Raw genomic sequence first — 15,710 nt, 5'->3', positions numbered from 1 at the left:
CGGCTTGCCGGGCTCTTCCCGGGCTTGGCGCAGAGGTGGCGATCGCCCATGCTTGTTCGCTTCTGAAACGGAATTCGCCATGTATCGCCCGTTGTCCGCACTGATTGTCGGCCTGTTGCTGCCGCTCGCCAGCCATGCCACAAACACGCCGGTCACAGCCGGTATCGAGTTCGTGCACCACGACTGGTTCCTGGCCTGCGACAACACAGGTACCTGCCGTGCCGCGGGTTATGCCCCGGAAAACGCAGACGGCCTGCTGGGCCTGATGCTGGAGCGTTCCGGCGGCCCCGGAACGGCGGTGAAGGCACGGCTGCGGGTGGGCGAGGATGGCGAAAGCGCAGCGCCTGTTGGCGCGATGCGCCTGCAGGTGAGCGGCCGTGATCTGGGCCCGGTGCAGGACACCGGCGCAGATGAGGCCGTGACGCTGCGGCCCACGCAGGTTGAAGCCCTGCTGGCCGCCCTGCCCGGCCAGGCCCGCATCGAGATCATCGACAGCAACGGCACGCGCTGGCCGATTTCCGACCGAGGGGCTGCCGCCGTACTGCTGAAAATGGACGAGGCACAGGGGCGGATCGGCACCCCCGGCGCCCTGGTACGGCGTGGCGCCCGTTCCGAGGCAAGCGTGCCGGCTGCACGGGCCAGACCGGTGATCGTGCGCGCCACGCTGGCGGCCGCTCGACCCGGCGACCGTACACTGGGTACCAGCGAAGCGCTGCGCGACGCCCTGATTGCCACGATCGGCGACAGCGACGACTGTCCGCACCTGGTCCAGTACAAGGGAACTCCGGAAATGGTGATCGAGCGCCTGGACGACAGCCATGTGCTGGTCCAGGCGCTGTGCCAGATGGGTGCGTACAACTACAGCAATGGTTTCTGGATCGCGCGCGATCAGCCACCGTATGCGGCGGAGGTGGTCACACTGGAAGCCGAGGGCTTTTCGCGTGAAGACCGCACGCTGTATGCGCGCTACAAGGGTCGAGGCATCGGCGACTGCGTTTCCGGCTCGGACTGGGCATGGGACGGTCGCAGATTCCAACCCAGCAGCGCGTTCAGTACGGGCCTGTGTCGCGGCATCCCGGGCGGGCACTGGAACCTGCCGACCCTGGTCAGCGAGGTTCGTTGAATGCGCACCCTTTCTCTGCTGCAGGCGCCCCTGTTCCTGCTGGGTTTGCTGACGATGCCTTCGGCTGCTTCGGCCACGGATGCGGTGGGCGGATCGTTCGCCGATGGCGACTGGTTCATGGCCTGCGACAACACGCGTGCCTGTCGTCTCGCCGGTGCCGGCGCACCGGCGCCGCTGAGGCTGGCCGCGCTGATCGAGCGCAATGGCGGCCCCGGAGCCGCGGTGGAGATCCGGCTGGCACTCGCCCGCGACAGCGTTGACGATCCCGAAGCGCAGGCACAGTCCCCTACCGGCGAACTGCAGTTGCGGCTGGACGGAACACCCGCCGGCAGCATCGGCGCACTGGAGTCGGCGACGGAGCATGCAACGCTGACACCGGTCCAGGTGCAGGCGTTCAGTGCAGCCCTCATCGAGCATTCACCCATCAGCGTCACCGACGGCAAGGGCCACGCATGGTCGCTCTCCGCATCCGGCGCGGCCGCGCTGATGCTGAAGATGGATCAGTTCCAGCAGCGGCTGGAGACGCCTGGCGCGCTGGTGAGACGAGGGCATGGACCGGAGGCGAGCGTGCCACCTGCCCTGCCCAAGCCGCAGCTGGCCACACCCTCCATGGCGGTCGAGCCGCATGAGGAAGATGCACACCTGGAGGAACACGAGGACCTGCGCCGCCTGCTGCAGCCCATCAGCAAGGCCGACTGGGCATGCGCCAAAGATGTGCAGCAGACCGCCCCGCATTCCATCGCCATCCAGCGATTGGACGATCATCACCTGCTCGCCTCTGTTGTCTGCCACACCCAGGCGTTCAACGTGCCGGCGGGCACGTGGGTGATCAACGACCAGGCACCGTTCAATCCCGTATTCATTACCCAGGGCGCACTCTTCGCGCGCTCGCCGGAGGCGGTCTTTCTCGAGGAAACCGTGGAGACCGACCAGGATCGCTGCGAAACCGGGCGCTACTGGTCGTGGGATGGGCAGCGGATGCAGCTGACCATGGAATACGTCGGCGGCACCTGCAGTGGCTCTGGCGCCTCCATCTGGCAGCTGCCGATCTACATCTCAGAGTTCCGCTAGGGCACCCGCCGGCCATGGCCCGGCGCTACCAGCACTGCTTCAGGCATCGTGAAGCTGGCGCGGCTTCTTCCAGAACTGCCAACGCTGGCCACGGTCGAGCTGGAACTGCAGGCCGTCCTCGAAATCGAGCACCAGCCGCCGCAGTTCACCACGCTTCAGCGCGGCCAGCAACGGGCGGATCGCATCATTGCCCAGCTGCTGCAATGAACGCAGCTGGCGCAGGTCGACCAATGCATCCACCGCCTGCTCGCCGTCGACGGCAACCCCTGCGGCCAGGGCCAGGCCCTGCAGCAGTGCATCGCGGCTGCGCACCTGCGCGTGCGGCGTACTCACCGAAACCGGCATCACACCACCACCCCAGAACCACAGCGAATTGATCGGCTGCTGGCCCTGCGCGGCACGCTGCTGGTTCCAGGAATGGTTGTGCAGCAGCACCTGCGCTTCGGTCATCAGCGCTCGCCAGCGGCGACCGCCCTCGCCTTCAGGCAGGTGCGAGAACAGGTCATCGCCCAACACCTCGTCGGGGCTGTCGAAGTCCGGCAACGCCAGATCGATCGGCAGCCGCAGGTACCAGCGCGAGGGATCGGGCGCATCCAGCACAAAACCGGCGTCGGCGAACAACGGCTGCAGCACCGGCAGCAGGGCCAGGCTGTCGGCCAGCGATGGCCGCAGCGTTTCGCCGTAGGCCATCATCCGTGCACCGTGCATGTCCGGCACCATGCAGGCCGGGTCGGCACGCAGCCAGCTGGCGCCGGCGGCATCGCCAACGTCGCGCTGGCGGGTCAACGCGGCCACCGGCCAGTGCGGCGCGGCAACCGTGAAATGGCGCGTCAGTTGTGCGCGTTCGCCCGGCGCAACCTGCACCGTCGTGGCACGGCCAAGCGCACGCGCCACATCGTCCGGCAGCGCAGCCGCGGCAAAGCGGCTGCGTGCAGGCAACAGCAGGGTCGCCGTCGCCACGTGGTCAGTCCACGTAGCTGACGCTGACGATCTCGTACTCGCGCTGGCCGGCCGGGGCGTCGATCACGATCGAATCACCTTCCAGCTTGCCGATCATCGCACGCGCCACCGGCGAGGAAATCGCGATCAGGCCCAGCTTGATGTCCGCTTCCAGGTCACCAACGATCTGGTACTTCTTCTCTTCGTCGGTTTCCACGTCGGCCAGCGTCACGCTGGCGCCGAACACCACCTTGGAGCCAGCATTGAGCTTGCTCACGTCGATGATCTCGGCGTGGGACAGCTCGCCTTCCAGCTGCTTGATGCGGCCTTCGATGAAGCCCTGTTCCTCGCGCGCGGCGTGGTACTCGGCATTTTCCTTCAGGTCGCCGTGCTCACGCGCTTCGGCGATGGCCGCAATGACCTTCGGGCGCTTGACCGACTTCAGGTGGTCCAGCTCGTCGCGCAGCTTCTGCGCGCCCTTCATCGTGATGGGGGCTCTCATGCATTCAACTCCTTGTGCAGCTCCTGCAGCGACCAGACGGGGCCGGTGCCACGGAATTCCAGTGAATCCACCAGCGCCTTGGCGCCGGCAATGGTGGTCGAGTAGGTGACGCGGTGCTGCAGCGCCTCGCGACGGATCGAGAACGAGTCGTTGATCGCCGAACGACCTTCGGTCGTGTTGACGATGTAGACGATCTCGCCGTTCTTGATCGAGTCGACGATGTGAGGACGGCCTTCGACCACCTTGTTGATGATCTCGCAGTCCATGCCATGCTGCTGCAGCCACGCGGCGGTGCCACGGGTGGCGACCAGGCTGTAGCCACGCGCCAGCAGGGCCTTGGCCACCGGCAGCACGCGCTTCTTGTCCGGATCACGCACCGAAACGAAGGCCTTGCCGATCGGCGGGGCCTTGATGCCGCCCGCTTCCTGCGCACGCGCAAAGGCAGCGTTGAAGGTACGGCCCACGCCCATCACCTCACCGGTGGAGCGCATTTCCGGCCCGAGGATCGGATCGACGCCCTGGAACTTGGCGAACGGGAAGATCGCTTCCTTCACCGAGTAGTAGTCCGGCACGATTTCCTTGGTCGCGCCCTGCTCGGCAAGGGTCTTGCCAGCCATGCAGCGGGCGGCGATCTTGGCCAGCGGCATGCCGGTGGCCTTGGACACGAACGGCACGGTGCGCGAGGCACGCGGGTTCACTTCCAGGAGGTAGATGGTGTCGGCACCTTCGTCGCTGGTCTGGATCGCGAACTGGGTGTTCATCAGGCCGACCACGTTCAGGGCCTTGGCCAGCTCCACCACCTGGCGACGCAGCTCGGCCTGGGTTTCCGCCGACAGCGAGTACGGCGGCAGCGAGCACGAGGAATCGCCCGAGTGCACGCCGGCTTCTTCGATGTGCTCCATCACGCCGCCGATCAGGACGTTGCCATCCTTGTCGGCGATGATGTCGACGTCGCACTCGACCGCGTTGTCGAGGAAGCGGTCCAACAGCACCGGCGAATCATTGGACACCTTCACCGCGTCGCGCACGTAGCGGGCCAGGTCGGCTTCGCCGTAGACGATTTCCATGGCGCGGCCACCCAGCACGTAGCTCGGGCGCACCACCAGCGGATAGCCGATCTCGCGGGCCAGCAGCAGGGCTTCCTGGTCGTTGCGGGCGATGCGGTTCGGCGGCTGCTTCAGGCCCAGCTTGTCGACCAGCTGCTGGAAACGCTCGCGGTCTTCGGCCAGGTCGATCGAATCCGGGCTGGTACCGATCACCGGCACGCCGTTGGCTTCCAGCGCGCGCGCCAGCTTCAACGGGGTCTGGCCGCCGTACTGCACGATCACGCCCTTCGGCTGTTCCAGTTCGACGATTTCCAGCACGTCTTCCAGGGTCAGCGGCTCGAAGTACAGGCGGTCGGAGGTGTCGTAGTCGGTCGACACGGTTTCCGGGTTGCAGTTGACCATGATGGTTTCATAACCATCCTCGCGCAGCGCCAGTGCTGCGTGCACGCAGCAGTAGTCGAACTCGATGCCCTGGCCGATGCGGTTCGGGCCACCGCCCAGGATCATGATCTTGTCGCGGTTGGTCGGCGCGGCCTCGCACTCGTCCTCGTAGGTCGAGTACAGGTAGGCGGTACCGGTGGAGAACTCACCGGCACAGGAGTCCACGCGCTTGTAGACCGGGCGCACCTTGTGCGCACGGCGCAGCGCGCGGATGGCCGCTTCATTGGTGCCGGTCAGCTGCGCCAGGCGGGCGTCGGAGAAACCGGCACGCTTCAGCTTGCGCAGACGCGCAGCGTCGAGCGCGTCGATGCCATCGGCGGCGACGGCGGTTTCCGCGGCGATGATTTCCTCGATCTGGTCCAGGAACCAGTGATCGATGAACGACAGTGCGTAGATCTCTTCAACGCTCATGCCGGCGCGGAACGCATCGGCGACGAAGAACAGGCGCTCCGGACCCGGTGCCTTCAGTTCGCGGCGCAGGGTCTGCAGGTCTTCTTCGTTGCCCAGGTCCAGGCCGGTCGGGTCGAAGCCGACCTTGCCGGTTTCCAGTCCACGCAGTGCCTTCTGCACCGACTCCTGGAAGGTACGGCCCATCGCCATCACCTCGCCCACCGACTTCATCTGGGTGGTAAGGCGTGCGTCGGCCGCCGGGAACTTCTCGAAGGCAAAACGCGGGATCTTGGTGACGACATAGTCGATGGACGGCTCGAACGAGGCCGGGGTCAGACCACCGGTGATCTCGTTCTTCAGTTCGTCCAGGGTGTAGCCCACGGCCAGCTTCGCAGCGACCTTGGCGATCGGGAAGCCGGTGGCCTTGGAGGCCAGCGCCGAGGAACGCGACACGCGCGGGTTCATCTCGATGACGACCACGCGGCCGGTCTTCGGGTTGATGCCGAACTGCACGTTCGAGCCACCGGTATCGACGCCGATCTTGCGCAGCACGGCGATGGAGGCATCGCGCAGGCGCTGGTATTCCTTGTCGGTCAGGGTCTGTGCCGGCGCCACGGTGATCGAGTCACCGGTATGCACGCCCATCGGGTCGAGGTTTTCGATCGAGCAGACGATGATGCAGTTGTCCGCCGTATCGCGGACCACTTCCATCTCGAACTCCTTCCAGCCCAGCACCGACTCTTCCACCAGCACTTCAGTGGTCGGCGACAGTTCGAGGCCGCGGCTGACGATCTCGACCAGCTCTTCGCGGTTGTAGGCGATGCCGCCACCGCTGCCACCCAGGGTGAAGCTGGGGCGGATGATGGTCGGGTAGCCGACGCGGGTCTGGATCTCCAGCGCCTCGTCCAGGGTGTGGGCAACGGCTGCGGTCGGGCATTCCAGGCCGATCTCACCCATGGCCACGCGGAACAGCTCGCGGTCTTCGGCCATGCGGATCGCTTCGCGCTTGGCGCCGATCAGCTCGACGTTGTACTTCTCCAGCACGCCGTGGTCGGCCAGGTCCAGTGCGCAGTTGAGCGCGGTCTGGCCACCCATGGTCGGCAGCAGTGCATCGGGCTTTTCCTTGGCGATGATCTTCTCGACCGTCTGCCAGTTGATCGGCTCGATGTAGACGGCGTCGGCCATCTCCGGGTCGGTCATGATGGTCGCCGGGTTGCTGTTGACCAGCACCACGCGGTAACCCTCGTCACGCAGGGCCTTGCAGGCCTGGGCGCCGGAGTAGTCGAACTCGCAGGCCTGGCCGATGACGATCGGGCCAGCACCGATGATGAGGATGGTCTTGAGGTCAGTGCGCTTGGGCATTTTCTTCTCTAAGTCAGTACAGCGTGACAAGGGGGGTGATCGCACGCTGTCGATCAGGAATCTTGATCCGCAGCGCCGCGCCAGGGGCAGCAGCGATGCGGCGGCTTACGGTCCATCGCGACGCCACCGGAGGGCCGGCGGCGTACTGATCACGCCTTGGCCTGCTCCATCAGCACCACGAAGCGGTCGAACAGCGGGCCGACGTCGGTCGGGCCCGGCGACGCTTCCGGATGGCCCTGGAACGAGAACGCCGGCACGTCGGTGCGGGCGACGCCCTGGTTGGTGCCGTCGAACAGCGAACGGTGGGTCACGCGCAGGGTGGCCGGCAGGGTCGCTTCATCGATCGCGAAGCCGTGGTTCTGCGAGGTGATCATCACCCGGCCGTTGTCCAGGTCCTGCACCGGGTGGTTGGCGCCATGGTGGCCGTGGCCCATCTTCATGGTCTTGGCGCCCGAGGCCAGGCCCAGCAGCTGATGGCCCAGGCAGATGCCGAAGGTCGGGATCTTCACGTCGATGAAGGTCTTGATCGCTTCGATGGCGTAGTCGCACGGTTCCGGGTCACCCGGGCCGTTGGACAGGAACACGCCGTCCGGCTTCAGCGCCAGCACTTCGGCAGCCGGGGTCTGCGCCGGCACCACGGTCACTTCGCAGCCGCGCTCGGCCAGCATGCGCAGGATGTTGGTCTTCACGCCGAAGTCGTAGGCCACGACCTTGAACCTGGCCGGCACGCTGACGAAGGCATTGGCGTCCAGGTCCAGCTGGCCCTCGGTCCAGGTGTAGGTCTTCTCGGTAGTGACGACCTTGGCCAGATCCATGCCCTTCAGGCCCGGGAACTTGCGGGCGGCTTCCAGTGCCTTTTCCACGTCGATGTCGCCGGCCATCAGCGCACCGTTCTGCGCGCCCTTCTCGCGCAGGATGCGGGTCAGCTTGCGGGTGTCGATGCCGGCGATGGCGACCACGCCACGCTGGATCAGCCAGTCCTGCAGCGACACCTGGCTGCGCCAGTTGCTGGGACGGCGCGGAACATCGCGCACGATCAGGCCGGCCGACCACACCTTGGACGCTTCATTGTCCTGGTCGGTCATGCCGGTGTTGCCGATATGCGGATAGGTCAGCGTGACCATCTGCCGGGCGTAGGACGGGTCGGTCAACACTTCCTGGTAGCCGGTCATGGCGGTGTTGAACACCACCTCACCGACGGACAGGCCGGGCGCGCCTACGGATTCGCCCTCGAATACGGTGCCGTCTTCGAGGACGAGGATTGCGGCTTGGGTCACGGGAATCTCACTTTGGCTACCGAGGGGGCTGCCGAAGTCACGCCTGCGCTTCACGGAAATCCGGTTGCAAAAAAGCGCGGACGTACGGTCTGGGACCGGTCCGGCTTTCGTGATTCGGCGAGTGCGAATTGTAGCGCTGCCGGGGCGCTCGCGCCAGCGGTTATCGCGCTTCATGAACAGGCGATTGCGCATTCATTTCAATCCGGCGGCGTATGCGGCGCCCGCTGGAAGCGCCGGGCCATCCCCGGCGGAACCGACACCGACGCCGGGCACGGCCCGGCGCTATCGGTTAACGCGGCCCGTCCAGCAGATCCCGCACCCGGTAGCTGCCCGGGGCCCGCCCCTGCAGCTGGCGGGCGGCAAACAGCGCGCCGCGGGCGAAGATGTCACGATTGGTGGCCCGGTGCACCAGTTCGATGCGCTCGCCCAGGCCGGTGAACTGGACCAGATGCTCGCCGACGATGTCGCCGGCACGCAGGCTGGCGTAGTGCGGCTCCGCCCCGCCCCGTTGCGCGGCGGCACCCAGGGTCAGCGCGGTGCCCGAAGGCGCGTCCTTCTTCTGGGTATGGTGCGATTCGACAATGTCGCAGTCCCAGCCGGCCACCGCCTGCGCCGCGCGCTCGACCAGCTCGTCCAGCACCGCCACGCCCAGGCTGAAATTCGAAGCCCAGACCAGCGGGATCTTCGCCGCCGCCGCCTCCAGCGCCTGGCGCTGCGTGCTGGAGATGCCGGTCGTGCCCGAGACCAGGCCCGCGCCACGCTCCACGCACAGCGCCAGCATCGGGTCGAAACCCTCCGGCAGGCTGAAGTCGATCGCCACGTCGAACACCGGCGCACCGGGCAGCTCGCTGGCGGCGAAGAACGGTACGCCATCGACCACGCGCTGGGCCGGCGCACGACCGGTCACCGCGGCGGCGATCTGCAGGGTTTCGGGGTGTTCGGCGGCCAGCCGCAGCAGGGCCTGGCCCATGCGCCCGGAGGCGCCGTGAATGAGCAATCGCAGGGGAGTCTGGTTCATGCCTGCAGGCTAGCGGCAGCACGCCCGCTCCGGCAAGCGCCATCGCTGCTACGCTGCATGCCCTTTCATGCAATGGATGGCAGCTCCCTCATGCAGATCAGCGAACAGCTGGTGCTGGTCACCGGCGCCGGGCGCGGACTTGGCCAGCACATCGCCCGCGCCTTCGCCGCACAGGGCGCGCGCGTCATCGTCAACTACCACCGCAGCGAAGGCGCCGCACGTGCCCTGGCTGCCGAGCTCGGCGGACAGGCCATCGCACTCCCGGCCGACGTCACCGACCGCGGCCAGGTCGATGCGATGCTGCAGCAGGCACTGGCCCACTTCGGGCAAGGCGTGACAACCGTGGTCAACAACGCGCTGGCGGCGTTCTCGTTCAATGGCGATGCCCGCGACAACGCCGCAGACGTCGGCTGGCCGGCCTTCCAGGCCCAGTTCGAAGGCAGCGTGCGCGGCGCACTGAACACCGTGCAGGCTGCCCTGCCCGGCATGCAGGCCCGGCGTTTCGGCCGCGTCATCAACATCGGCACCAACCTGTTCCAGAACCCGGTGGTGCCCTACCACGACTACACTGCGGCCAAGGCCGCGCTGCTGTCGCTGACCCGCACCCTGGCCGGCGACCTCGGCCCGCACGGGATCACCGTGAACATGCTGTCCGGCGGACTGCTGCGCACCACCGATGCCAGTGCCGCCACACCCGAAGCGGTGTTCGACTACATCGCGGCCAACACGCCACTGCGCAGCGTCACTACCCCGGCCGAATTCGCCGATGCCGTGTTGTTCTTCGCCAGCCCGTGGTCGCGCGCGGTGACCGGCCAGAACCTGGTGGTGGACGGCGGACTGGTGCGGGACTGAGCCGATGCGCATTTCCGAAGTCAGTCGCCTGACCGGCGCCAGCGCCAAGGCCATCCGCCTGTACGAGGCACGCGGGCTGCTGCCGCCGGTGCCACGCGTGAACCGCTATCGCGACTACAGCGAACAGGACGTCGCCTGGGTGCAGCTGATCCGCCAGGCGTTGGCGCTGGGCATCACGCTGGCAGCGATCTCCCGCCTGCAGGGCCCCGATGGGCGGCTCGACTGGCCCGCGGTACTGGCCTTGCTGGAGCAGCAGCGCAGCCACATCGCCAGCGAACGGGCACGACTGGAACAGGTCGAACTCGCCCTGCGACAGGTCAGCGACGAACTGCAGCAGTGGCTGCACTCCGGAAGCGGCGACTGCGTGCTGGAACCCAGCGGCTGCACCACCGGGGTTTGACTCTGCCCCAGGGGCAGACCGCACCCTCGCGCACGTTCCACTGCCCGAGGTTGCCGTGTCCCGTTCCATCCTGATCCTGCTGGGCCATCCCGACCGCGACAGCCTGTGCGGCGCCCTCGCCCAGCGCTACGCCACCGCCGCCGAGAACGCAGGCCACCAGGTACGCCTGATCGCACTGGGCGAGCTCGAATTCGACCCGGTGTTGCGGCACGGCTATCGCCAGATCCAGCCGCTTGAAGCCGACCTGCTGGACGCTGCCGATGCGATCCAGGCCTGCGATCACCTGGTACTGGTCTACCCCACGTGGTGGGGCGCGATGCCGGCCCTGCTGAAGGGCTTCTTCGACCGCGTGATGCTGCCGGGGTACGCCTTCCGCTACCGGCGCGATTCGGTGTGGTGGGACCGGCTGCTGGCCGGGCGCAGCGCACGGGTGATCACCACGCTGGATACACCGCCCTGGTACTACCGCTGGATCTACCGCGATCCGGGCATCACCCAGATTCGCGCGACCATCCTGGAGTTCTGCGGCATCCGCCCGGTGCGGATCAGCCGCCTGGGCGCGGTGCGCAGCAGTTCGCAGGCGCAACGCAGCAAGTGGCTGGCGCTGGCGGCAGAGCTCGGGTCACGGGCTGCGTAGATCCACGCCATGCGTGGATGGGCCCCGCAAGCGTGCGAACCAAGGTTCGCACCCATCAGGGCAGGAAAAGCAGCGTCAGTGCTGCTTCGGCGGAGTCGGCCCGCAGCTGTCGCAGCCACCACAGGCGCCACCGCCGCCCGTAGCTGGCGGCGCGATCTTCCGCCCCAGCGCCTGCATCCAGCCGGGGCGGCCCGTCTTCAGCAGGGCCAGTGCCAGCGCCCCGCGCAGCTTGCGAACGGTGCCGGGGAACTGCTTCTTCAACACCACCCAGGCACTGACCAGCACGGCCACCGCGATGATCAGGTACTGCAGCAGCAGGCCGGTATCCATCAGCCGCCTCCCAGCGCCCTGGTCACCTGGTAGGTGATCAGCGCGGCCACGTAGGCCGCCGCGAACAGGTAGAACGCGGCGAACGCCATCTGCTTCCACGAGTTGGTCTCGCGCTTGATGGTGGCCAGCGTCGAGATGCACATCGGCGCGTAGATGTACCAGACCAGCAGCGACAGCGCGGTAGCCAGCGACCAGCCGTCGCTGATCAGCGGGGTCAGCGCCTGGCTGGCGGCATCGTCATCGGCCGCCGACAGCGCATACACGGTGGCCAGCGAAGACACCGCCACCTCGCGCGCGGCCAGGCCGGGGATCAGCGCGATGCAGATCTGCCAGTTGAAGCCCAGCGGCGCGAAGAACACCGCCATCGCATGGCCGATCTGGCCGGCGTAGCTGTAATCGATCGCGGGCATGGTGGCGCCGGCCGGGGCGGCCGGGAACGACAGCAGCACCCACAGCAGGATCGTCAGCGCCAGGATGATGCCGCCGACGCGCTTGAGGAAGATCATGCCGCGCTCGTACAGGCCCACCGCCAGGTCGCGCACGTGCGGCAGGCGGTACGACGGCAGCTCCAGCATCAGCGGGTGTTCGCTCTTGTCGCGGCGCCACTTCTTCATGATCCACGACATCGCCAGCGCACTGAGGATGCCAGCGGCGTACAGGCCGAACAGCACCAGGCCCTGCTGGTTGAACACGCCCCATACCGTCTTCTGCGGAATGAACGCACCGATCAGCAGTGCGTACACCGGCAGGCGCGCCGAACAGGTCATCAGCGGCGCCACCAGGATCGTGGCCAGCCGGTCACGCGGATCCTGGATGCTGCGGGTGGACATGATGCCCGGCACCGCACAGGCGAAGCTGGACAGCAGCGGGATGAACGAGCGGCCGGACAGGCCGGCGGCCGCCATCATGCGGTCCAGCAGGAACGCCGCGCGCGGCAGGTAACCGGATTCCTCCAGCACCAGGATGAAGAAGAACAGGATCAGGATCTGCGGCAGGAATACCACCACTCCACCGACGCCGGCGATGATGCCGTCGGTCAGCAGGCTGGCCAGCGGGCCTTCCGGCAGCACGCTGCCGACGAACTGGCCGAGCCAGGCAAAGCCGGCCTCGATGCCATCCATCAGCGGCGTGGCCCAGGCGTACACCGCCTGGAAGATCAGGAACATCACCACCGCCAGGCTGATCAGGCCGAACACGGGGTGCAGCAGCCAGCGGTCCAGCGCGTCATCGATCTTCGCGGTACGTGCGGGCATGCGCACGGCCACCGAGAGGATCTGGCGCACCTTGGCGTGGTAGTCGATGCCGCCTTCCGGGCCCGGCACAGGGGCATCCAGGTGCGGCACCATCGCGTCCAGGCGCTCGACCAGGGCCTTGGCGCCCTGCTTGCGCACCGCCACGGTCTCCACCACCGGCACGCCCAGCTCGCGCTCGAGCGCGGCCACGTCCACCTGGATGCCGCGGCGCTGCGCCGCATCGACCATGTTCAGCGCCACCACCATCGGCTTGCCCAGCTCGCGCAGTTCCAGCGCGAAACGCAGGTGCAGGCGCAGGTTGGTGGCGTCGATCACGCACAGCAGCACATCCGGCGCGGCTTCGCCCGGGTAGAAGCCCCGGCACAGGTCGCGGGTGATCGCTTCATCCAGGCTGGCCGGTTGCAGGCTGTAGGCACCGGGCAGATCGAGTACGGCGAATTCGCGGCCGGACGGCGCACGCAGGCGGCCTTCCTTGCGCTCGACGGTGACGCCGGTGTAATTGGCGACCTTCTGCCGGCTGCCGGTCAGCTGGTTGAACAGTGCGGTCTTGCCGCTGTTGGGATTACCGACCAGCGCGATACGCAGCGGGGCGGTAGTGGCAGTGGCGGTCATGCACGTCGTTCCTGGCTGGCGGCGTCGACCACGACGCGCTTGGCTTCACTGATCCGCAGCGCGAACCGGGTGAACCCGACCTGCACCAGCAGCGGTTCGCCCCCCACCGGACCCTTGGCCACCAGGCGCACTTCCTCGCCCTTCACGAAACCCAGCTCGCGCAGGCGACGGGCGATGGCATCGTTGGCATGCAGGTCCTGCACGGACTCGACCACGGCCGAGGTGTGCAGCGGCAGTTCGGACAGCGTCATCTAGCGTATTCTCTGCTGGATGTAAATGGTTCTCGATTCTAACATTCCCGCGTCGCGTCATGGCCCATGACCAATGGCCCGCTATGATCCATACAGGTATGGAGTGACCCTGGAATCCCATGAACGATGCTTTGCAGATCGAGCGCAGCGGCGCCGCCCTCACCCTCTGGCTGAACCGGCCGGAGCTGCACAACGCCTTTGACGCCGGGCTGATCGCCCGTCTGACCGCTGCACTTGAGGCCGCCGGCCGCGATGATTCGGTGCGCGCGGTGGTACTGGCCGGCCACGGCGCCTCCTTCTCGGCCGGTGCCGACATGCAGTGGATGCGTGGCATGGCCGCCGCCAGCGAGGCCGACAACCGTGAGGATTCACTCGCCCTGGCCCGGCTGATGCGCACCCTGGACGAGCTGCCCAAGCCGACCCTGGCCCGGGTGCATGGCGCGGCCTTCGGCGGCGGCGTCGGCCTGGTCGCCTGCTGCGACATCGCCATCGCCAGCACCTCCGCCCGCTTCGGCCTGACCGAAAGCCGCCTCGGCCTGCTGCCGGCGGTGATCTCACCCTATGTGATCGAGGCCATCGGCCCCCGCCAGGCCCGCCGCTGGTTCGCCACCGGCGAGCATTTCGACGCCGACACCGCGCTGCGCATCGGCCTGGTCCACCAGCTGGTCGAGCCCGAACGCCTGGACGAAGCCGTGCAACGCCAGCTGGCCCTGCTCGACAAGGCCGGCCCGATCGCCTCGTCCACCGCCAAGCAGCTGGTGCGCCAGGTCCGCGACAGCCATGACCGCGACACCCTGGATCGCGATAATGCCGCCCTGATCGCGCGCCTGCGGGTGTCCGCCGAGGGCCAGGAAGGCCTGGGCGCCTTCCTCGACAAGCGCGCGCCCCACTGGGTCACGGAAGCCTGAACATGCTCGATCATCTTGGTTTGACCAGCGCCGACCTGGCGCGCAGCAAGACCTTCTTCCTGCAGGCACTGGCGCCACTGCAGATCGGCGTGGTGATGGAAGTGACCGCCGAACAGACCGGCGCCCACGACCACATCGGCTTCGGCAGCGACGGCAAGCCGTTCTTCTGGCTTGGCAATGGCGGCACTGCCAACCACGGCGTGCATGTGGCCTTCGCCTGCGCCAGCCGCGCCCAGGTGGATGCCTTCCATGCCGCAGCGCTTGCCGCCGGTGGCCGCGACAACGGCGCCCCGGGCCTGCGCCCGTGGTATCACCCCGACTACTACGGTGCCTTCGTGCTCGACCCCGACGGCAACAACATCGAGGCGGTCTGCCACCGCCCTGCCTATGGGGCAACCGCATGAACGACTACGTCCGCATCGTCGAGGTCGGCCCGCGTGACGGCCTGCAGAACGAAAAGCAGTCGGTGTCCACCGCCGACAAGATCGAACTGATCAACCGCCTGTCGGCCACCGGCCTGCGCAGCATCGAGGCGACCAGCTTCGTCAGCCCGAAGTGGATCCCTCAGCTGGCCGATGCCGCCGAGGTCTACGCCGGCATCCAGCGCCGGCCCGGCATCCACTACCCGGTGCTGGTACCGAACGAACAGGGCTACGACCGTGCCCGTGCGGTGGGCGTGGAGGAAGTGGCGGTGTTCACCGCCGCCTCCGAGGCGTTCAACCGCACCAACACCAATGCTGGCATCGATGAATCCCTGGCCCGCTTCGAACCGATCCTGCGCCGCGCCGCCGCCGATGGCGTGCGCGTGCGCGGCTACGTCTCGACCGTGCTCGGCTGCCCCTACCAGGGCGAAGTGCCGCTGGCCGACGTGGTGCGTGTTGCACGCGCCCTGCACCAGATGGGCTGTTACGAAATCTCGCTGGGCGACACCATCGGCGTCGGCACCCCGCGCAAGGCACGGGCGATGCTGCAGGCGGTGGCGGCCGAGATTCCGATGACGGCACTGGCCGTGCACTTCCACGACACCTACGGCCAGGCCATCGCCAACATCGCCACCTGCCTGGAAGAAGGCGTGCGCGTGGTCGACAGCGCGGTATCGGGCGCCGGTGGCTGCCCGTATGCGAAGGGTGCCAGCGGCAACGTCGCCAGCGAGGACGTGGTCTATCTGCTGCAGGGCCTGGGCCTGGACAGCGGCGTGGACCTGCCGGCCCTGGCCGAGACCGGGCGCTGGCTGGCCGGCCTGCTTGGCCGCGCCACTGCCAGCCGCACCGGCCAGGCGCTGGCCGCCGCCGGTTGAT

The 15,710-nt window shown here is 67.5% G+C and carries 16 protein-coding genes; 8 read left to right on the top strand and 8 right to left on the bottom strand.

From position 1 onward, the window contains the following. The first annotated feature begins 79 nt into the window (after nucleotides 1-79). Nucleotides 80-1,123, top strand: a complete 1,044-nt coding sequence (locus AC5P88_RS17480) for a DUF1176 domain-containing protein (RefSeq protein WP_495225616.1) — start codon at nucleotides 80-82, stop codon at nucleotides 1,121-1,123. After that, nucleotides 1,124-2,194, top strand: a complete 1,071-nt coding sequence (locus tag AC5P88_RS17475) for a DUF1176 domain-containing protein (RefSeq protein WP_495225615.1) — start codon at nucleotides 1,124-1,126, stop codon at nucleotides 2,192-2,194. It begins immediately after the preceding gene. Between the two features lie 39 nt (nucleotides 2,195-2,233). Here AC5P88_RS17475 and AC5P88_RS17470 read toward each other — a convergent pair whose 3' ends face one another. The 5 genes from AC5P88_RS17470 to dapB form a co-directional block, all read right to left on the bottom strand. Further along, a complete protein-coding gene (locus AC5P88_RS17470) occupies nucleotides 2,234-3,154 on the bottom strand; it encodes a phosphoglycerate mutase (RefSeq protein ID WP_106550404.1) in 921 nt (306 codons plus the stop codon). 4 nt (nucleotides 3,155-3,158) lie between these two features. After that, nucleotides 3,159-3,623, bottom strand: coding sequence for a transcription elongation factor GreA (gene greA, locus AC5P88_RS17465; protein ID WP_026347191.1), 465 nt, complete (start codon nucleotides 3,621-3,623; stop codon nucleotides 3,159-3,161). Between the two features lie 8 nt (nucleotides 3,624-3,631). Further along, nucleotides 3,632-6,874 (bottom strand): carbamoyl-phosphate synthase large subunit, encoded by a 3,243-nt coding sequence (carB, locus tag AC5P88_RS17460; RefSeq protein ID WP_495225614.1) that lies wholly within the window; start codon nucleotides 6,872-6,874, stop codon nucleotides 3,632-3,634. 149 nt (nucleotides 6,875-7,023) lie between these two features. After that, nucleotides 7,024-8,151 carry a glutamine-hydrolyzing carbamoyl-phosphate synthase small subunit gene (carA, locus tag AC5P88_RS17455; protein WP_054171664.1) on the bottom strand — a complete coding sequence of 376 codons (1,128 nt, stop codon included), beginning with the start codon at nucleotides 8,149-8,151 and terminating at the stop codon, nucleotides 7,024-7,026. A gap of 289 nt (nucleotides 8,152-8,440) precedes the next feature. Further along, a complete protein-coding gene (gene dapB, locus AC5P88_RS17450; RefSeq protein WP_495225613.1) occupies nucleotides 8,441-9,169 on the bottom strand; it encodes a 4-hydroxy-tetrahydrodipicolinate reductase in 729 nt (242 codons plus the stop codon). A 90-nt stretch (nucleotides 9,170-9,259) separates the two neighbouring features. Here dapB and AC5P88_RS17445 point away from each other — a divergent pair, with 90 nt between their 5' ends. The 3 genes from AC5P88_RS17445 to AC5P88_RS17435 are packed head-to-tail and all read left to right on the top strand — an operon-like array spanning nucleotide 9,260 to nucleotide 11,058. Beyond that, complete coding sequence (locus tag AC5P88_RS17445) at nucleotides 9,260-10,021, top strand: 3-oxoacyl-ACP reductase (RefSeq protein WP_495225612.1); 762 nt, start codon at nucleotides 9,260-9,262, stop codon at nucleotides 10,019-10,021. Between the two features lie 4 nt (nucleotides 10,022-10,025). After that, complete coding sequence (locus tag AC5P88_RS17440) at nucleotides 10,026-10,421, top strand: MerR family transcriptional regulator (protein WP_106550409.1); 396 nt, start codon at nucleotides 10,026-10,028, stop codon at nucleotides 10,419-10,421. Between the two features lie 55 nt (nucleotides 10,422-10,476). Beyond that, entirely contained in the window at nucleotides 10,477-11,058 is a 582-nt protein-coding gene (locus AC5P88_RS17435; RefSeq protein WP_495225611.1) for an NAD(P)H-dependent oxidoreductase, read from the top strand. 75 nt (nucleotides 11,059-11,133) lie between these two features. Here the strand turns inward: AC5P88_RS17435 and AC5P88_RS17430 are convergent, their stop codons facing one another. Genes AC5P88_RS17430 through AC5P88_RS17420 form a run of 3 tightly spaced genes read right to left on the bottom strand, consistent with a single transcriptional unit; the run spans nucleotide 11,134 to nucleotide 13,504 of the window. Further along, nucleotides 11,134-11,388 (bottom strand): DUF6587 family protein, encoded by a 255-nt coding sequence (locus tag AC5P88_RS17430; RefSeq protein ID WP_495225610.1) that lies wholly within the window; start codon nucleotides 11,386-11,388, stop codon nucleotides 11,134-11,136. After that, a complete protein-coding gene (gene feoB / locus AC5P88_RS17425; RefSeq protein ID WP_106550412.1) occupies nucleotides 11,388-13,253 on the bottom strand; it encodes a ferrous iron transporter B in 1,866 nt (621 codons plus the stop codon). The genes AC5P88_RS17430 and feoB overlap by 1 nt, the downstream gene beginning before the upstream one ends. After that, nucleotides 13,250-13,504, bottom strand: coding sequence for a FeoA family protein (locus AC5P88_RS17420; RefSeq protein ID WP_005409473.1), 255 nt, complete (start codon nucleotides 13,502-13,504; stop codon nucleotides 13,250-13,252). Before AC5P88_RS17420 ends, feoB begins: the two co-directional genes overlap by 4 nt. Nucleotides 13,505-13,623: 119 nt before the next feature. Here AC5P88_RS17420 and AC5P88_RS17415 point away from each other — a divergent pair, with 119 nt between their 5' ends. The 3 genes from AC5P88_RS17415 to AC5P88_RS17405 are packed head-to-tail and all read left to right on the top strand — an operon-like array spanning nucleotide 13,624 to nucleotide 15,709. Continuing rightward, nucleotides 13,624-14,412 (top strand): enoyl-CoA hydratase/isomerase family protein, encoded by a 789-nt coding sequence (locus tag AC5P88_RS17415; RefSeq protein ID WP_106550413.1) that lies wholly within the window; start codon nucleotides 13,624-13,626, stop codon nucleotides 14,410-14,412. A 2-nt stretch (nucleotides 14,413-14,414) separates the two neighbouring features. After that, entirely contained in the window at nucleotides 14,415-14,816 is a 402-nt protein-coding gene (locus AC5P88_RS17410) for a VOC family protein (protein WP_495225609.1), read from the top strand. After that, a complete protein-coding gene (locus AC5P88_RS17405) occupies nucleotides 14,813-15,709 on the top strand; it encodes a hydroxymethylglutaryl-CoA lyase (protein ID WP_495225608.1) in 897 nt (298 codons plus the stop codon). The genes AC5P88_RS17410 and AC5P88_RS17405 overlap by 4 nt, the downstream gene beginning before the upstream one ends. Nucleotide 15,710: the final 1 nt, after the last annotated feature.

The sequence above is a fragment of the Stenotrophomonas sp. YJH_SMC_8 genome (assembly GCF_059371315.1).
Note: the sequence above shows the minus strand (reverse complement) of the source record. Positions and strands in the feature narration are given on the sequence as shown.